At 40.1% G+C, this 15313-nt stretch carries 12 protein-coding genes; 7 read left to right on the top strand and 5 right to left on the bottom strand.

The genetic code is table 11. The features are described 5' to 3' along the window. Positions 1 to 15: 15 nt before the first annotated feature. The 3 genes from KF872_04885 to KF872_04875 all read right to left on the bottom strand — a co-directional run bounded on the left by KF872_04885 (position 16) and on the right by KF872_04875 (position 2285). Positions 16 to 897 carry a metallophosphoesterase gene (locus KF872_04885; protein MBX2902874.1) on the bottom strand — a complete coding sequence of 294 codons (882 nt, stop codon included), beginning with the start codon at positions 895 to 897 and terminating at the stop codon, positions 16 to 18. A 66-nt stretch (positions 898 to 963) separates the two neighbouring features. Continuing rightward, complete coding sequence (locus tag KF872_04880; protein MBX2902873.1) at positions 964 to 1887, bottom strand: ribonuclease Z; 924 nt, start codon at positions 1885 to 1887, stop codon at positions 964 to 966. Between the two features lie 29 nt (positions 1888 to 1916). Continuing rightward, positions 1917 to 2285 (bottom strand): STAS domain-containing protein, encoded by a 369-nt coding sequence (locus tag KF872_04875; GenBank protein ID MBX2902872.1) that lies wholly within the window; start codon positions 2283 to 2285, stop codon positions 1917 to 1919. A 275-nt stretch (positions 2286 to 2560) separates the two neighbouring features. Between KF872_04875 and KF872_04870 the strand changes: the two genes are divergently transcribed. The 3 genes from KF872_04870 to fumC all read left to right on the top strand — a co-directional run bounded on the left by KF872_04870 (position 2561) and on the right by fumC (position 7897). After that, the gene (locus tag KF872_04870; protein MBX2902871.1) at positions 2561 to 5122 is read left to right on the top strand and encodes an ATP-dependent Clp protease ATP-binding subunit; all 2562 of its coding nucleotides are present in this window, start codon (positions 2561 to 2563) and stop codon (positions 5120 to 5122) included. A 152-nt stretch (positions 5123 to 5274) separates the two neighbouring features. After that, on the top strand, positions 5275 to 6321 hold the full coding sequence (locus KF872_04865; protein ID MBX2902870.1) for a TraR/DksA C4-type zinc finger protein: 1047 nt from the start codon (positions 5275 to 5277) through the stop codon (positions 6319 to 6321). Positions 6322 to 6496: 175 nt separating this feature from the next. Then, positions 6497 to 7897: a class II fumarate hydratase gene (gene fumC / locus KF872_04860; protein ID MBX2902869.1), complete on the top strand. Its 1401-nt coding sequence runs from the start codon at positions 6497 to 6499 to the stop codon at positions 7895 to 7897. Positions 7898 to 7958: 61 nt separating this feature from the next. Here the strand turns inward: fumC and KF872_04855 are convergent, their stop codons facing one another. Next, positions 7959 to 8435 carry a GtrA family protein gene (locus tag KF872_04855; protein ID MBX2902868.1) on the bottom strand — a complete coding sequence of 159 codons (477 nt, stop codon included), beginning with the start codon at positions 8433 to 8435 and terminating at the stop codon, positions 7959 to 7961. Between the two features lie 128 nt (positions 8436 to 8563). Between KF872_04855 and KF872_04850 the strand changes: the two genes are divergently transcribed. After that, positions 8564 to 10204 (top strand): DUF1800 domain-containing protein, encoded by a 1641-nt coding sequence (locus tag KF872_04850; protein MBX2902867.1) that lies wholly within the window; start codon positions 8564 to 8566, stop codon positions 10202 to 10204. An 86-nt stretch (positions 10205 to 10290) separates the two neighbouring features. After that, positions 10291 to 11886 (top strand): DUF1501 domain-containing protein, encoded by a 1596-nt coding sequence (locus tag KF872_04845; protein ID MBX2902866.1) that lies wholly within the window; start codon positions 10291 to 10293, stop codon positions 11884 to 11886. On the opposite strand, the gene KF872_04840 is transcribed toward KF872_04845, so the two are convergent. After that, positions 11887 to 12990: an endonuclease/exonuclease/phosphatase family protein gene (locus tag KF872_04840; protein ID MBX2902865.1), complete on the bottom strand. Its 1104-nt coding sequence runs from the start codon at positions 12988 to 12990 to the stop codon at positions 11887 to 11889. 157 nt (positions 12991 to 13147) lie between these two features. Here KF872_04840 and KF872_04835 point away from each other — a divergent pair, with 157 nt between their 5' ends. Continuing rightward, positions 13148 to 13891 (top strand): hypothetical protein, encoded by a 744-nt coding sequence (locus KF872_04835; GenBank protein ID MBX2902864.1) that lies wholly within the window; start codon positions 13148 to 13150, stop codon positions 13889 to 13891. Between the two features lie 3 nt (positions 13892 to 13894). Then, positions 13895 to 15310, top strand: a complete 1416-nt coding sequence (locus KF872_04830; GenBank protein ID MBX2902863.1) for a sugar transferase — start codon at positions 13895 to 13897, stop codon at positions 15308 to 15310. Positions 15311 to 15313: the final 3 nt, after the last annotated feature.

Raw genomic sequence — 15313 nt, 5'->3', positions numbered from 1 at the left:
GTAAGCGAAAAACGGTTACTTTTCGTAGCTGTATAGTACGTTGGCATCTTTATCTACAAACCAAACCATCATTTTGTTGCCGCTAAGGGCAACTACTGCAAATCCAGCTTTGCTTTCGGCAAATTTTGTGTGTTCGTATTTTCCGGTGGGGCGTAGTTTAGAGCCTGCTCCCGATACAAAGTAATCAACTGAACTGCCAGCCGGTTGTTGGTGTTGCAAATCGTGGTCGTGCCCGCAGAAATATGCAGGAACATGGTGTTTTTCCAGCATTGGTTTAAGATGGTGAATAAGCGTTTTGGTATCGCCATGCGATGGATTAGAAGAGTAAACTGGATGATGCCCAAACACAAATTTCCACTGTGCGGTAGAATGGCTTAGGGAGCTATCAATCCATTTCCATTGCTTTTGGGCGGCAGAGCCTGTACAGTTGTTTGCCAATGGCTCGGTATTGATAAAAAGAAAATCTGCCTTTTGGGAATTGCCAATAGGAGTGGAGTAAGCAAAATATTCGGCAGGCATTTTCCATCGGTTATTTTTCTTTGAATAGTCAATTTGGGCCTGTTCGTTTCCGTAGTGGTCGTGATTGCCGAGTACTACATACCAATCTACGTCTTTTATGTTGTTGCCAGTGTAAATGTCTTCAAAGGATTTTTTCCAGAGTTTATCGTTGGTGTTTTTAATGCCAAAGGTGTAGAAGTTGTCTCCCGTTGATGCAATAAAACTAGGTTTCACTTTTCCTGCACATTTATCCATGGCGGCAGCCACATCTTTTTGGAAATATTTTCCTTGCCTGCCCCAATCGCCAATTACATAAAAAACGTACGCATCTTTTGGTACTAATGCCGCCTCAAATGGCTTGGAATCAATTGTTTGTTGCGCAAAAAAGGTTTGAAACAAACATATTGCAAGAACAAAGAGTACTGTGTTCTTAATTTTTAAGTTATGAGTTATCATGGTAAAATATCAATGCTGTAAACCTACTTGAAAAGTTTCACCTTCTATGGCTAAAAAGCTGTTTTCAAACACTGTTTTAGCTTCACTTAACAAAACGGTAAGGTCTTCGTATCGTGCAGAAAAATGTCCAATCATCAATTGCTTCACATTGGCTTTTGCTGCAATAGTGCCTGCTTGTTGAGCGGTGGTGTGCATGGTTTCGGCAGCGCGTGCTGCGTGTTCGTGGGTAAAGGTAGCTTCGTGATACAGCAAATCTACACCTGTAATTTGCGGTAAAATATCCTCGTTGTAAATAGTATCTGCACAGTAGGCAAAACTACGCGGCAATTTTTGTGAGTGCGTAAGTGCGGTGTTGGGCACTACTGTTCCGTTGGGTAGTATTAAATCTTCGCCCGCTTTTATTCTTACAATATCATCTAGTCCTATATTGTATTCTTGGATTTTTTCTTTTCGGATATTCAGTTGTGCCTTTTTTTCTTTAAAAAGAAATCCGGTGGTGGGCAGGCGGTGTTTTAAAATAATGGTTTCTATTTCTAACTGGTCGTCTTCGTAAATGGTACAAGATTGCTCAGCCGAAAGTGGATAGAATTTAATTTCATAGCGTAGTTGCGTATTACTCCAATGCAAGTGGGTTTCAATAATTTCGCGCAAGCCGTGTGGACCGTAAATATGTAAAGGTGTGGTACGATAGTTTAAATTAAAAGAGGTAATTAAACCAATTAGGCCAAAGTAGTGATCGCCATGCAGGTGCGAAATAAGAATGTGATCCATTTTCCCGCGTTTAATATTGTAGCGGTTCATTTGCAGTTGTGTTCCTTCTCCGCAGTCTAGCAAAAATAAACTGCCATGAAAGTTTAAAACCTGCGCAGAAGGATGTCTGTTGTAAGCCGGAATAGCACCGTTACTGCCTAAAATGGTAATTTCAAACTGCACTAAACAATTTATAGTTAGGTAATAAAGGATTAGTTTCTCAAATCGCGGTCGAGTTCTTCCATCATTACATAATCTACCGATTCACTCACGGTAGGTACAATATTTAAGATAGGTTCTAACTGCGAAATTTTTATGAGTTTAGCCACCTGCGGGCTTAATCCTGTTAGCACAAATGTGCCATTCGATTCCTTACAAAGCCTATTGCCAACCAAGAGCGAGCTTAAGCCGGAAGAATCAATAAATTGAACTTCACTTAAATCTAAAATAATATTGCGGTAACCTTCGGTATTCAAATACACCAATTCGCTTTTTAGCTGAGGAGCAAGTGTACTCAGTAGCTTCTCTTCGTGTAAGCGCACATGGCACAATCTTTCTTTTTTATCTAAGGTTAGCTTCATTGGTGAATAATTTGAGTTTGATTACAGTTCTATTTTCGTTTTATCAGGTACAAGTATAACCGCCATTTGCCAAGTTGCCAAAAACTGTACGAAAAAAAATGCTGTTAAAAGAAGAATGTTATTTAGTTTTTTGAAAAAGCTCTGTGCTTATTTGCGCGGTAATAGAAAAATAAATTCATTCGTAAACGATAGTTGAGGTTTATTCGTCTTGAATATTATTGCAGTTGCCACAGCAGCAGGTAGTATTTAATTCATTATTGAAAACAAGGAAAGAAATGGAAGCAAAATTTTCACCAAAGGTAAAAGAAGTAATAGGCTATAGCCGCGAGGAAGCCTTACGCTTGAACCACGATTTTATTGGAATAGAGCATTTAATGTTGGGGTTAATTCGCGATGGAGAAGGTGTGGCCATAAAAGCACTGCGCACACTAAATGTAGATCCTATTAAACTGCGCAACAGGCTCGAAACTTCCATAAAAGATAAAACAGCCAAAGGCGTGTTTAATCCCACATCGGTGCCACTTACCAAGCAAGCCGAAAGAATACTGAAAATTACAGTGTTGGAAGCTAAGTTGATGAAAAGTGATGTTATTAGCACGGAACATTTGCTGCTCTCTATTCTTAAAAATAAAGACAATATAGTTTCTAATATCCTATTGGAATACTATGTAGATTACACAGCATTTAAAGCAGAGGTAGAAACCATGCTTTCAAATATTTCCGATTACGAGATTTCATTACCTAAAATGGAAACGCCCAACGAACCTTCAGATGAAGAGTTTGACGAGGAACGCAGCAGAGGATACAATCAGCCTCCGGCTGGCAAAAAACCGGGTAGCACCAAATCCAAAACTCCGGTATTAGATAACTTTGGGCGCGATGTTACCCACTTGGCAGAAGAAGGCAACTTAGACCCAATTGTAGGACGCGAAAATGAAATAGAGCGCGTGTCGCAAATACTTTCGCGCAGAAAGAAAAACAACCCAATACTAATTGGCGAACCCGGAGTAGGAAAAACCGCAGTAGTAGAAGGTTTGGCATTGCGCATCATTCAAAAGAAAGTGAGCAGAGTTCTTTTCGGAAAAAGAATTGTAATGCTAGATTTGGCAGCATTGGTTGCAGGTACTAAATACAGAGGGCAGTTCGAAGAGCGCATGAAAGCAATCATGAACGAACTGGAAAAAAACCGCGATGTAATTCTTTTTATAGATGAAATACACACCATTGTGGGTGCAGGCGGAGCCACCGGCTCATTAGATGCTTCCAATATCTTTAAACCCGCTTTAGCACGCGGAGAATTGCAATGCATAGGGGCTTCTACATTAGATGAATACCGCCAATATATAGAGAAAGACGGAGCCTTAGACAGGCGCTTTCAACGTGTAATGATAGACCCACCTTCGCCAGAAGAAGCCGTGCAAATACTCACCAACATTAAGCCTAAGTACGAAGAATACCACAACGTATCGTACTCCAAAGAAGCCGTAGATGCATGTGTGAAATTAAGCACACGCTACATTACCGATCGCTTCTTGCCGGATAAAGCCATAGACGTAATGGATGAAGTAGGAGCAAGAGTACACCTTAAAAACATACACGTTCCTAAAAACATACTTGAGTTAGAAAAACAAGTAGAAGATATTAAGAACGAAAAGAACCAAGTTGTAAAGAGCCAAAAATACGAAGAAGCAGCCCGTTTACGCGATACCGAAAAGCGCTTATTGGAAGAATTAGAACGCGCCAAAACCCAGTGGGATGAGGAGTCTAAATCTAAGCGCTATCCGGTAAGCGAAGAAGATATTGCCGAAGTGGTGGCCATGATGACCGGTATTCCGGTAAGCAAAGTTGCCCAAAGCGAAAGCAATAAGCTCTTGAATATGTCGCAAGACCTAAAAGGCTCGGTAATTGGGCAAGACGAAGCCTTGCTGAAAGTTACCAAAGCCATACAGCGTAACCGAGTTGGGCTTAAAGATCCCAAGAAACCAATCGGAACTTTTATTTTCTTAGGACCAACAGGCGTGGGGAAAACAGAGTTGGCAAAAGCCATTGCACGCTACATGTTCGATAGCGAAGAATCGCTCATAAGAATAGATATGAGTGAATACATGGAAAAATTTAGTATCAGCAGACTTATTGGTGCGCCTCCGGGATATGTAGGTTACGAAGAAGGCGGGCAATTAACAGAGCGAGTACGCAGAAAGCCATATTCCGTAGTACTTTTAGATGAAATTGAAAAAGCACATCCCGATGTATTCAACCTATTGTTGCAAGTATTCGATGATGGAATTCTTACCGATTCGCTCGGCAGAAAAGTAGATTTTAAGAACACGCTCATCATTATGACTTCTAATATCGGTGCCCGCGATTTAAAAGAATTTGGCACCGGAGTGGGTTTTGCAACCAAGGCCAAAACAGAACAAAGTGACGATATGGCTAAAAATGTAATTTCAAAAGCATTGAAGCGCACATTCTCACCGGAGTTTTTGAATAGAATAGATGATGTTGTAATCTTCAATAGTCTTGAAAAAGACAGCATCCACAAAATAATTGATATTGCATTAAAAGATGTGGTAAAACGCCTGAAAGACTTAGGTTTTGAAATTAAATTAACCGATGCCGCTAAAGACTTTTTATCAGAAAAAGGTTACGATCCGGCTTATGGAGCGCGCCCTTTGCATCGCGCCATTCAAAAGTATTTGGAAGACCCGCTTGCCGAAGAAATTTTAAAAGCAGCTGCCAAAGCAGGCGATACATTTATTGTAGATATAAATTCTGAAGCAACAGGATTAACCATTAGCACTAAAACGCCTAAGAAGAAAGCAGAAAGCGAAGCATAAAAGTATAGGTATTAAAAGCGAGGCGTTTTGTTGTGTTTACAATAAAACGCCTTTTGTTTTCTTAAAAGTTATATTCGCGCCCTAAATGTTTTTTTATGGCAGTAGTATTGGTAATTAAGAATTTGCGTAATCTTGCAGCCAAATTTTTCGACATGGGCAAAGAAAAAACAACAAAAAAAGCTGCGAGTAAAACCAAAAGCACACCAAAAAAGGTTTCAAAACCGATAGTTAAAAAAGCAACGGTAAAGCCTGCAAAGAAGGCACTTCCTACTAAAAAGGCAGCAAAGCCGGTAGCTAAAAAAGCTGCTGTACCTGCTTCTAAAAAGGTAGTAAAAGTTGCTCCTAAAAAGGTGGTGAAACCCGCAGTAAAAAAGGCAGCAAAGCCAGTAGAAAAAGTTGCTAAACCTATAGCAAAGAAAGTGGCAGCGCCTAAAAAAGTTGTAAAGCCTGTGGCAAAGAAAGTGGCAACGCCTAAGAAAGTGGTAAAACCCGTGGCAAAGAAAGTTACTAAACCGGCACCCAAAAAAGTGGTGGCAAAGGCAAAAGTAACACCTCCCAAGGCTGCCCCTAAAAAAGTTGTAAAGGCAATTGCAAAACCTGTGGCGAAGTCAGCCAAGGCTGCCACACCTAAAAAAGTAGTAGCACCTCCGGTGAAACAAGTTGCAGCTCCTGCCGTAAAGAAAGTGCAGGCGCCCGTGGCAAAGCCAGCAACTTCAACAGTATTAAAAACAAACCAACCAAAAAAATCAGCAGTGAACGAGAACACGAATTTACGTTACAGTGATGATGATTTGAAAGTATTCAGAGAACTCATCGAAAAGAAATTAGAACAAGCAAGAGAAGAATTGAAATCCTTAAAGGAGTCGTTGGATAACCACAACGATAGCCTTGCAGGAAACAAAAGTTGGAATATGGAAGAAGGTTCTGATACTACCGAAATGGAGTATCTTATGAACCAAATTTCGCGCCAGCACCAGTATATTAAAAATTTGGAAGCAGCATTGGTGCGCGTAGAAAATAAAACTTATGGAATTTGCCGCGTAACCGGAAAATTGATTCCTAAAGAGCGCTTGCGCTTAGTGCCGCACGCTACATTAAGCGTAGAAGCCAAAATGAATAGAAAACCGGAAGAAACCAATCCAACACTTGCCGGTCCATCGCATGGCGATGAAGCTCCAAGTTTTGGTAGCGAAGACTAAAATAGCTACATATTTAATCGTATAAAGGCTGTCTCATAAGGGCAGCCTTTTCTTTTGTGTGTACTGCATGTTTATCATAATAATGAGAGTAATCATTTTTTTGTTTTTTTTCATAAATCTCAGCACGCTACTTAAGCTAAACTTATATTTTCGCCCTACTTTTAAAAACAAGCCAATGGAATATAGAATAGAAAAAGACACTATGGGCGAGGTAAAAGTTCCTGCTCATGTTTATTGGGGCGCTCAAACCCAACGCAGTATCGAGAACTTTAAAATAGCTCAAGATACCAACAAAATGCCGATAGAAATTATTCGCGCATTTGCCTATTTGAAGAAAGCAGCTGCCATTACCAATGCCGAAGCAGGTGTATTGCCAAAAGAAAAAGCCGATATTATCGGAAAAGTATGCGATGAAATCTTGGAAGGTAAGTTAAACGATCAGTTTCCATTGGTGGTTTGGCAAACAGGAAGCGGCACCCAAAGCAATATGAATGTAAACGAAGTAATTGCTTACCGTGCGCACGTATTGCTGGGCGGTTCACTTACCGATGAAAAAAAGCTAGTACATCCTAATGATGATGTAAACAAATCGCAAAGCAGTAACGATACTTTCCCTACCGCCATGCACATTGCTGCCTATAAAATACTGAACGAAGTTACACTGCCGGGCATTAAAGCACTGCGCGATACCTTAGCTCAAAAGAGCAAAGAATTTATGCCGATAGTGAAAATAGGAAGAACACATTTTATGGATGCCACTCCGGTTACACTCGGGCAAGAAATATCGGGATATGTTAGCCAGCTGAATCATGGAATTAAGGCAATAGAAAATACACTTCCGCATTTAAGCGAGTTGGCATTGGGCGGCACAGCCGTAGGAACCGGAATAAATACCTTTAAAGGCTATGCCGAAAATGTAGCCAAGCATATTGCTGCACTTACAGGGCTTCCATTTGTAACTGCCGAAAATAAGTTTGAAGCATTGGCAGCGCACGATGCTGTAGTAGAAAGCCATGGCGCATTAAAAACTGTAGCCGTTAGCTTAATGAAAATTGCAAACGATGTACGCATGTTGTCTTCGGGTCCTCGCTGCGGTATTGGCGAAATTTTTATCCCCGATAATGAGCCGGGTTCATCCATTATGCCGGGTAAAGTAAACCCTACCCAGTGCGAAGCACTTACCATGATTGCTGCACAAGTAATGGGCAACGATGTGGCCATTAATATTGGAGGTGCTACCGGACATTTCGAGTTGAATGTTTTTAAACCGGTAATGATTTACAACTTCTTGCATAGCAGCAAACTAATAGGAGAGGGTTGCGTTTCTTTCAACGATAAATGTGCCATAGGTATTTTGCCTTTGTACGATAACATTGCAAAGAATTTACACAATTCGCTGATGTTGGTAACACCACTCAATACCAAAATTGGATATTACAAAGCTGCCGAAATTGCACAAACAGCACACAAAAAGGGCGCTACGCTAAAAGAAACTGCCATAGCATTGGGTTATCTTACTTCGGAGCAATTCGATGAATGGGTAAAACCAGAGCAAATGGTAGGCGATATTGCTTAGCAGCTGCACTTTAAACTATTGAAATGAGCTGTTTTAAAAGGTTTGCACCCGATAAAACAGCTTATTTTTTTGTGCTAAACGAAAACTTTCTTTGCGAAAAGTAGCTAAACACAATTACAATACCAGTTGTAATAATTTTGGCAATAGTGGGGTAAAAATGGAAATGCTCCACCAGCAACTTAATAAAAACATAATTCAGTAAGAGACTTACCATTACTACTGAAAAATAGCGCACCAACTGCACCCTGCCTCTCAAGTTAGATTCAGTAAACACCACTGTGCGCATCAAGAAAAAACCAATAGGAAATGTAATAAAAAAAGCCAGCATAAAAGCTGCAATGTGAGGACTAATGGCAATAAGCGGAGTATAAACAATTTCTTTATGTAGAATAAAATTATAGCTAATATAATACAGGAAAATATCCAATAAAGTATTGCCTCCGCCACAAGCTGCATAACGAAAAGTTTGCTTATCGAAAATCTTTGAAAAAGGCAGATAGAAAAAATCAATAATAGATATGATAGCCTGGCGCAACATGGCTGCGAAGAAAAAATTTTTAGGTAAACTTTTCCTGCTTCAAGAATTAAAGAAAATATTATAGATGATAGAAGTGTAGATATTGGGAATCAATATATATCTTCATTTCTTGGAAAAAATGTTAAAGCATGAATCGTAGAAAATTTCTTACAGGATTTTTACCGGAAGAAAAGCTCCCGCAAATACCCGCAGCACCTCGTGGCAGTTCAACAGGTGTAGCTCCTTATAATGGGCAATGGACCAGTAAAGAGGTTACACACCTTTTGCGAAGAACCATGTTTGGTGCAGCATATAGCGATATTACCTATTTTACAAATAAAACACTCGCACAAACGGTAGATGAATTGCTAACCACAGGTACTGCTCCTGCACCACCGCTTAATTATTATGGAACCGACTCTGGTGCTGCATTGGGGCAAACTTGGGTAAGTGCACCTTTCGATCCCAATGTAAATACTAACCGTGCATTTTCATTAGTGGCATGGGAGGTTGGAAATATGGTAAACCAAAGCAAAAGCCTCGAAGAAAAAATGGTGCTGTTTTGGCTCAACCACTTTGGCACCAACTTACAAGTATATGTTGATGCCCGCTTTGGCTATAAACATGTTTCAACCATACGGCAATATTGCTTAGGCAATTTCAAATCGCTGGTAAAGGCAATTACCGTAGATCCTGCCATGCTGCGTTTTTTAAATGGTGAAAAAAATACCAAAGCAAAGCCCGATGAAAACTACGGACGCGAGTTAATGGAATTGTTTACCATAGGTAAAGATGGAGGGCAAAAGTATAGCGAAGACGATGTGCGCGAAGCTGCACGCGTACTTACGGGGTATCGTATTCTCACCAATAACGTTTCTTATGTATTCGACCCAAGTAAGCACGATACTACCACAAAAGTTTTTTCGGGTTTATTTAACTATGCAACCATTGCAGGTAAAAGTGGTAATGCAGGAGAGCAAGAATTAGACGACCTGCTGAATATGATTTTTGCAGTGCCGGATGTAGCACTGTATATATGCCGAAAGCTATACCGTTTCTTCACGTATTACGAAATTGATGCTGCAGTTGAAACCAATGTGATTGTGCCTATGGCAGATGCGTTTCGCAATTCGGGATACGACATACAAGCACCATTGCGCTTGCTGTTTAATAGCGAACATTTTTTTGATGATTACAATGTTGGCGCAGTAATTAAACCGCCATTAGATTTAATGGTTGGTGTAGCCCGCGAAACCGATGTGGTATTTCCGGATGCTACCGATTTAGAAGCACAATATTTTATGTGGTTGCAAATTGCCATTTTGGGTGGAGGTGGTTTGCAGCAGTTGATATTTGCCACACCAAACGTTGCGGGTTGGCCCGCCTATCATCAAGAACCCAACTTTCATGAACTTTGGATTAGCACGGTTACACTTCCGCTGCGCAATCAAATGACCGATTTACTTATTTATATTGGTTTAAAAAAGAATGGAAAAGTATTGGCAATAGACACTGCTCGCTGGCTCGATCAATATCCAAATGCCGATGATGTAGATATGGTGATAGACCAACTAAATGCACATTTACTTACACATCCACTTTCGGCAACCAATAAAGGAGTACTAAGAACCATAATGTTGGCAGGGCAAACTAGCAGTTACTATTGGACCCAGATTTGGCTCGATTACAAAAACAACCCAACCAATAATGCCAAGAAAAAAGCAGTTACCGATAAGTTGCAGTCGGTAATAAAATACGTAACCAGTTTAGAAGAATTTCAGTTAAGCTAATTCAACTAGAAAAAATTGTACAGTAAATGGTATTGGAGTGCAGCATGCACCTACGCCATTTGCAGAAACAATAAAAAAATATACAAATGAAAAGGAGAGAATTTATACGCACAGCAGTGCCCGCAGTAACAGTTCCTGTATTGCTAAACGGTGTAAGTGTAAAAGCATTTGGCAGTGCACCTGAACTAGAAGCATTAACAGGTGCAAGAGGAAACAACGATCATGTGTTGGTATTGATTGAACTGAACGGTGGCAACGATGGTTTAAATACTGTAATTCCAATAGATCAATACAGCGGTATTGCTGCCGTACGCTCTAACGTAATGATAGAGCAAAACAAAGTATTGCCTTTAAATGGCACTACAACGGTAGGTTTGCATCCGGCTATGTCGGGCATACAGCAAATGTACAATAATGGTAAGGTACGTATTGTGCAGTCTGTTGGTTATCCCAATCCTAATTTTTCGCACTTTAGATCTACCGATATTTGGACTTCGGCCTCTAATTCCGATGATTACTTAACTACCGGATGGATGGGGCGCTATCTTAATTTTGAGTACCCCAATTTTCCGGCAGATTATCCCAACAGTGTTATGCCCGATCCACTAGCCATTCAAATAGGTGGTGTTTCTAACCCTGTTTTTATGGGGCCGGTAATGAATATGGCTTATTCTTTACTGTTAGATCAAAACAACAATATACAGAGCTATACTTTTTTGGGTAATGTACAAGATCCTTATGCTGTGCAAAAACCATACAAAAAGGAGTTGGAATATATTCGTTTGGTAAAAGAAAATACCAATGGTTTCGGAACTGCGGTAAAAAGCGCTTACGATGCTCCCGGAACACAAATTTCATATCCTAATACAGATTTGGCGAAGCAGCTTAAGATAGTAGCAAAGCTTATTTCCGGAGGGTTGAAAACTAAAGTGTATTGGGTAAGTTTAAATGGTTTCGATACGCACGCAGCACAAGTAGAAACCGATACCACACAAGGAACTCATGCTACTTTATTGCAAACGCTTTCCGATGCTGTAAAGGCATTTCATGACGATTTGCAGCAAATGGGTTTGGGCGATCGCGTGGTGAGTATGACCTATTCGGAATTTGGACGAAGAATAATTTCCAACTTTAGTTCAGGTACCGATCACGGAGCTGCAGCTCCATTATTGCTTTTTGGTAATCAGGTTATTTCGGGTGTGTTGGGCAATAACCCGTTGGTATCGCCTACTGCAACTGTAAACGATAACTTGCCGATGCAATACGATTTTCGTTCGGTTTACGCATCTATACTTCAAGATTGGTTGTGTGTTTCAAAACAAGATATAGACAATACAATTTTATTGCAGAACTTTCAGGCGTTGCCATTGGTACACAACAGCGATTGTGCGGCAGTAGGCATTCGGGAGTTAAATAAAACTGCAGGGTTGAACTTAATAAGCGCATACCCCAATCCATTTACTACACGCACCACCATTGAGTTTACTACTGCAGGCCAACATACTCTGGTAGAAATATTTAATCCGTTTGGGCAGCAAATTAAAACGCTGATAGATACAGAAATGATGGCAGGAACTTACCAAGTGGATTTTGAAAATGAGGGCTACGCTGCAGGAATGTATTATGTGCGCTTCCAAAATGGAGCCGTGCAGCAGGTAAAACCAATAGTTATTGCACAGTAGCTATTCCAAACTAAAGGAAGCTATAGCCGGGAAATGGTCGCTTAACTGCCGTGCCGATGAATGATACTGCTGTATTTGCAGGTTGGAACTTGCCAATATATAATCTATTCTAAAGTAGGAATATAAACTCACAAAGGTGCGGCCAATGCCCCAACCTTTTGCCACAAAAGCATCTTGCAAATTCTTAGAGCCAACAATAGTATTGTATGTGTAGCTTACGGGAACATCATTTAAATCGCCACACACCACTTGTTTTCCCTTATACTTTCTAATTACTTTGGCTACTTGTTCTGCTTGCGATGCACGGGTGCAGTAGCTAAACTTCATTTTTCTTGCAATGCGTTTTAGCGGAATCCAATCGGGAACTTGGCTGGCTTCCATTTTTTGTATGGCATTGTAATCTTTTTCATCTAAGTGAATAGATTGTAAGTGCATGTTATACACGCGTAGCGTATCGCTTCCTATTTTTAAATCGGTGTAAATACAATCGTTGCTTCTCGAGTTTTTAAAATCTACACGGTTGGCTTTTACAATGGGAAATTTTGAAAAAGTAGCTTCGCCCCATTGCTGGTGAATAGGCTTATTGCAGTGAATTCTATCTAACTCTATGGTAGGTTCAAAATGAAAATAAGTATAGCCCAGTGTATCTCTTAAATACCGAACGTTGTTCATAATTACGCCTTGGTCGGAGTAAAACTCCTGTAAGCAAAGTACTTGCGGTGCTTCTTGCCGAATTAAATCCAACATTTCTTTTCTGGTTTTTACATTGCCGGTCCAGTTGTAGAGGTCGAAATTTTTTACGTTCCAACTCATTACTTTTATAGTATGCTCTGCCTCCTCTTTGTTTGGGAAATTAGCTGCAAAAGTTACTTTAAGCTGTTGGTGGCAAAGTAGCAATGCGGTAATAGACAATAAAGAAAACCAAGGCTTGCGAAAAATCCACCAGCATACAAAGAGCATATTCAGCAATGCTAAAGGTGGAAACAGTAAACCGGCAAACGAAAATTGCCAAATGCTATTGGGGTTTATATAGGCAGAATAGGCCGAAAGCAGTAATGCTCCAACTATCAATAAATTACAAACGGCTAAAAAGCCCCTAAACATAAAGTGAAGATAGGAAAGGAAAAGAAAGAAAATAAACCGTTGCGGAAAATTTCTGCAATAAGCATTCACCAAAACCGTTTTCTTTGCGCTTTTTAAAATGAGAAAGTATTATTGGATTGGGGTACTTGTGCTGCTAAGTTTTACTCAGTGCAAAAAAATGCCGAATGACGGTTATCCGTTTTATTTGCGTATAAATGAAGTAGAGTTGACCACGCAGCCTTCGCAGGGAGCCAATACACACGGCATTGTAGATGTGTGGATAGAGGCCAACAATAGTTCATTGGGAGGGAACCAATTTCCCATAGAAATGCCGGTTTTAGAAGAGGGCAATGTGCGCATGTTGTTCCAAGCAGGTATAAAGGCAAATGGGTTTACGCAGGCACGCATTGTGTATCCTTTCTATTCGCCCGATACGGTAACTTTTACAAATGTAAAACGGTTAGATAAAATTGTTTACAAACCTAAGTTTACCTATAAGCCAGCAACTAAATTTCAATTCTTAGAAGATTTTGAATTTGGAAATCAGTTTTCGTTTACCCTCGATAAAGTAAAGGATGGCTACGGCACATGGTGCGGCAAGCTATCACTCAATGCCACTCAAACCGATAAAGAAACCCAAAGTACAGCACCGCTGGTGTTAAAAGGCGGAACTGTGGCATGGGTAGAATTTGATTACAAAGCCGATGCTTCGTTTGAAGTTGGTTTGTATGCCGGAGCTGCGCGGTTAAGCAAAATAGTGCTGTTTCCTAAGCAGAACTGGAATAAGTTTTACTTAAACGTGAGCGATGAAATTGGTGCATATAGCGGAGAGCAGTTCAATCTTTTCTTTAAAGTAGCCATGCCCGATAGCGCTTCGGCTGCCAATGTGTGGATTGATAATGTGAAACTTCTAACTTTCTAAAACTTGAAAAAAATATCCAAGTTAATTTGGGTTTACTTAGTATTCGATTATGTGGCTGCTATGGTTGCATGGCTGCTGCTGTTCGTTTACCGAAAAATATACATAGAGTTAGAACCTTACGAAATTCAACTGCTGCCACACGATAGTAATTTTGTGTGGGGATTGCTGTTGTTGCCTTTGGGTTGGCTCTTGCTGCACTATATTACGGGAACTTATACCGATGTATATCGCAAATCGCGGCTTAGCGAAATGGCAAAAACATTTTTGGTGTCGCTAGTGGGCGTAACCGTAGTGTTCTTTGTGTTTTTGTTAGATGATTTGGTTCAAAAGTATTCCGATTATTACTTTACATTTTTAGTGTTGCTGAGCGGTCAGTTTATTTTTACCCTTTTAGGAAGATTGGTAATTCTACATTATGCTAAGCGCAATATAGAGAGCGGAAAGTTTGGTTTTAATACACTAATTATTGGAAGCAACCGCCAAGCCGAAGAAGTGTATGTAGAACTTACTTCAAAAAAGAACCTGCTGGGTTACCATTTTAAGGGATATATAGAATTGAATGGAAGGCAAAATAATCGCCTTACACGCAACTTGCCGTGTTTAGGCACTCTGGAGCAACTCGAAACCGTTATTGAACAAGAAAATATTGAAGAAGTAATTATTGCCATAGAGAGCAGCGAACACCAAAAGATAAACGATATTATCAATACTATTTCCGGTAAGCAGGTGTATATTAAAATTATCCCCGATTTGTATGATATTCTTTCCGGTACTGCCAAAATAAACCACATAATAGGCACCGCATTTATTGAAATACCACCAACAGTGTTAAGCGAATGGGAAGTAATAACCAAGCGCTGGTTTGATGTTGTTTTTTCGTTGGCGGCATTACTTGTATTGGCAATTCCCATGTTTATAGTGGCGGCTATAATAAAGCTAACCTCCAAGGGTAAGGTATTTTACCGCCAAGAGCGCATTGGGCAATTTGGCATTCCATTTAAAATTATTAAGTTCCGAAGCATGTACGAAGATGCTGAGAGAACGGGGCCGCGCCTTACTACCGATAACGATAGCAGAATTACGCCCATTGGTTTATTCATGCGCAAGTATAGAATAGACGAAGTGCCGCAGTTTATCAATGTATTAAAAGGTGAAATGAGCATTGTAGGGCCACGTGCCGAGCGCAAATTTTTTGCCGAGCAGATACTAACTTTTGCTCCTTACTACAAACAAATTTGGAAGGTAAAACCCGGCATTACATCTTTAGGAATGGTGAAATTTGGCTATGCTGGTACCGTAGAAGAGATGCTCAAACGCCTAAAGTACGATGTTCTTTATATTGAAAACATGGGCATGTTGCTCGATATAAAGGTGCTTATTTACACGGTTATTACCGTTGTTACCGGCAGAGGAAAATAACAT

This window comes from Chitinophagales bacterium (genome assembly GCA_019638515.1).
Taxonomy (GTDB): Bacteria; Bacteroidota; Bacteroidia; order Chitinophagales; family LD1; genus UBA7692.
Note: the sequence above shows the minus strand (reverse complement) of the source record. Positions and strands in the feature narration are given on the sequence as shown.

Bases quoted from the DNA above. Each gene is read 5' to 3' on its own strand.
- KF872_04850 (MBX2902867.1), top strand. From the start codon at position 8,564: ATGAATCGTAGAAAATTTCTTACAGGATTTTTACCGGAAGAAAAGCTC.
- KF872_04855 (MBX2902868.1), bottom strand. From the start codon at position 8,435: ATGTTGCGCCAGGCTATCATATCTATTATTGATTTTTTCTATCTGCCT.
- KF872_04845 (MBX2902866.1), top strand. From the start codon at position 10,291: ATGAAAAGGAGAGAATTTATACGCACAGCAGTGCCCGCAGTAACAGTT.
- KF872_04875 (MBX2902872.1), bottom strand. From the start codon at position 2,285: ATGAAGCTAACCTTAGATAAAAAAGAAAGATTGTGCCATGTGCGCTTA.
- KF872_04840 (MBX2902865.1), bottom strand. From the start codon at position 12,990: ATGTTTAGGGGCTTTTTAGCCGTTTGTAATTTATTGATAGTTGGAGCA.
- KF872_04870 (MBX2902871.1), top strand. From the start codon at position 2,561: ATGGAAGCAAAATTTTCACCAAAGGTAAAAGAAGTAATAGGCTATAGC.
- fumC (MBX2902869.1), top strand. From the start codon at position 6,497: ATGGAATATAGAATAGAAAAAGACACTATGGGCGAGGTAAAAGTTCCT.
- KF872_04835 (MBX2902864.1), top strand. From the start codon at position 13,148: ATGCCGAATGACGGTTATCCGTTTTATTTGCGTATAAATGAAGTAGAG.
- KF872_04865 (MBX2902870.1), top strand. From the start codon at position 5,275: ATGGGCAAAGAAAAAACAACAAAAAAAGCTGCGAGTAAAACCAAAAGC.